We start from the raw sequence: 3,094 nt of genomic DNA on the forward strand, positions 1-3,094 counted from the left end.
CTAATATATAGTGTGTGTTCACCTAATTAAAATATCATCTTTAAATCATTAATAATTTGCTCAATGTCTTGCTCATAGTTTTTCTCACCTTCTCTAAAATATGAAAGATGATCATTGGAAATATGAATAAGCACATTAACGTAGTTTTTATATTATGCTTGCGACTGTATTTGGAGTTTATAACTACTAGATAGTTGTGGCTGTTATAGTAAAAAATTGTGGGATATTGGCATAATTATTTATATTATAAAACTTTAAAAGTCATTAAAATTTAAACAATCAAATTGTTTCTTTATTAAATGTATCGATGATTTTAAGTATTTGTTCTAAATCCTGTGGATTCAGTGTTCTTACTATGTTAAACAATAATACTAATTGATCATTAGCAACAATTTCTTTATACAGTTCCAGTAGTTCAGGTTTGTCTACTAAGTATTTTAGGTTTTCATCATGATTATTAATATTAGTAGTACTTGAATTGTAAAAATTAACTTCATTTTCAGCTTTCTTTATAACAGTAACACAATCAATATTCAAGGCTTTGCATACAACAGGTAAGATATCCATATCAATGCGTGATTTACCATCTTCGTATCTTTTTAATGTACTTTTTGTTTTAATGCCACCAATTTTATCTACCAGTTGATCTAAACTTATTTCTTTACGTAATCTTTCATATTTTAAAATCTTACCTATTTCTTCATAAAGTTTCATATCAATTTTAGCCGTTATTTCACCTTTTTAAATGTAATTGTACAAAAAAATGGAGCGTTGCAACAAATTATATGCTAAATATTTGGAACAAAAATCAATCATTGACAAATAAAATTATATTATTGTTTTGTCTAGAAGTGATTATTGGGAAGTAAAAAGATTATTTATTAGGTATGGTTTCTAAAAACTTTATAGAATTTTATTATTTTTGAAAATGAAATATTATATCAATAAAAAAAGGAAATCAATGATTTCCTTAACTGCGGGTTCTCCGCTTAGTTAGTTTATACATTAATTATAAACTTTAAGTTAGCTTATGTCAACTAATTATTTTTAACTTCAAACTATTTTAGATTTTTTCAATTTCCTTGATCCAGCTACGAACATCACCATCACTTGGCATTCGCCAATCGCCTCTTGGAGAAAGCGAAACTGTTCCAACTTTGGGACCATCAGGAATACAGCTCCGTTTAAATTGTTGTGTAAAAAAGCGCCAATAGAATTTTGTTAGCCATTTTTTGATTGTTTCATTATCGTATTTATCTTTGAATGCTAATTTAGTTTTTCTAAATAATTTACGTGGCTCATCGCCAAAACGAACCATGTGATAAATAAAGAAATCATGAAGTTCATAAGGACCAACAATATCTTCAGTTTTTTGAACAATTTTATCATCAATTTGAGGTAATAACTCAGGTGAAACCGGTGTGTCTAAAACATCTTTTAAAATAGTTTCAATCTTTTGACCAGTATATAAACTAGCAACATAATCAACTAAATAACGAACTAATGTTTTTGGTACTGAAACATTAACGGCATACATTGACATGTGGTCACCATTATATGTTGACCAGCCTAAAGCAACTTCAGAAAGATCACCAGTTCCAATTACTAAACCACCAACTTGATTGGCTTTATTCATTAGTATTTCTGTTCTTGTTCTAGCCTGAACATTTTCATAAGTAACATCATGAATATTTTCATCTTGGCCAATATCTCTAAATTGAACTCTAACTGATTCAGTGATATCAACTTCTAAACTGGTAACATTTAATTCGTGCATTAAACCTAAAGCATTATTTTTAGTTCTTGATGTAGTTCCAAAGCAAGGCATTGTAATGGCAATAATATCTTTACTATCATAATTTAATTGTTTAAATGCCATTGTACATACTAATAAAGCTAAAGTTGAATCTAAACCGCCAGAAATTCCAATTACTACTTTTTTAATTCCGGTAGCTTTTAAACGCTGCATTAATGCTCTGGTTTGAATATCAAAGACTTCTTTGCAACGTTTAGCTCGTAAGCTATGATCACTTGGGACAAATGGATGAGGATCATAGTAATAAGTAGTATCTAAATCAATATCAGTTGAATCAAAATAAATAATTTGATAATCATGACGAGATTTAAAAGTAGTCATTTTTCGACGTTCGCTTGATAATTTTTTTAAATCAAGATCACCATAAATTATTTCACTATCAAAACCTTTACTTTCATTAATGATCGTTCCGTTTTCACTAATTATATGATGACCGCTGAAAACGACATCAGTAGTACTTTCACCAGGACCAGCATTACAGTAAACATATCCACAGACTAGTTTGGCTGCTTGCATCGTTACTAATTGGCGACGATAGTCACTTTTAGTAGTTATTTCATTGCTGGCTGAAGGATTTAAAATTAAATTAGCACCATTTAATGCTAAATCAATGCTTGGAGCATCAGGTAACCAAAGATCTTCGCAAATTTCAACCCCAAATCTAAACTCTGAATTAGTAGTTGAAGCAAAAATTAATTTAGTTCCAAGGGGTACGGTTTGACCGTTAAAGTTGACCATTATATTTTCTTTAGGAGCAGGTTCAAATCTTCTTGCTTCGTAGAATTCTTGATAATTAGGTACATGAGTTTTTGGTACTAAGCCTAGCAGTTTGCCTTGATGTATAATAGCGGCAACATTATAAAGACTGTTTAAGTGCTGATATGGAAGACCCACTACTACAATAATATCTTTATTTTTAGTTTCATCAATGATTATCTGCAATTGTGTTTTAGCTTCATTTAATAATCTTTCTTGATTAAATAAATCTTCACATGTATAACCAGTTAAGCAAAGTTCTGGTAATACTAATACTTTTGCCTGGTTGCTGCTTACTTGTTCAATTAGGTTAATTATATTTTTACTGTTGTTAGTTGCGTTAGCAATCATTGTATCAAAAGATGCTGCAGCAACACGAATATATCCATCTTTCATTGTATCTCCTCCAATGATTATATTTTACACTGATAAATGTTGATAAACAAGTTAAGAAAAAAATAATGTAAAGTTTCTGATTATTTTTTGATACCTAAACTTAAATTTAAATTCTAATAATAAGAC

The 3,094-nt window shown here is 29.3% G+C and carries 2 protein-coding genes; both read right to left on the reverse strand.

Annotated elements, in window-relative coordinates; all coding sequences use genetic code 11:
• Positions 1-279: 279 nt before the first annotated feature.
• Positions 280-714: a helix-turn-helix transcriptional regulator gene (locus J7M77_RS07540; RefSeq protein WP_296877222.1), complete on the reverse strand. Its 435-nt coding sequence runs from the start codon at positions 712-714 to the stop codon at positions 280-282.
• A 349-nt stretch (positions 715-1,063) separates the two neighbouring features.
• Complete coding sequence (locus tag J7M77_RS07545; RefSeq protein WP_296877223.1) at positions 1,064-2,968, reverse strand: NAD(+) synthase; 1,905 nt, start codon at positions 2,966-2,968, stop codon at positions 1,064-1,066.
• Positions 2,969-3,094: the final 126 nt, after the last annotated feature.

Source organism: Thomasclavelia sp., from assembly GCF_017889095.1.
Classification (GTDB): Bacteria; Bacillota_I; Bacilli_A; order Erysipelotrichales; family Coprobacillaceae; genus Thomasclavelia.

Bases quoted from the DNA above. Each gene is read 5' to 3' on its own strand.
- J7M77_RS07540 (WP_296877222.1), bottom strand. From the start codon at position 714: ATGAAACTTTATGAAGAAATAGGTAAGATTTTAAAATATGAAAGATTA.
- J7M77_RS07545 (WP_296877223.1), bottom strand. From the start codon at position 2,968: ATGAAAGATGGATATATTCGTGTTGCTGCAGCATCTTTTGATACAATG.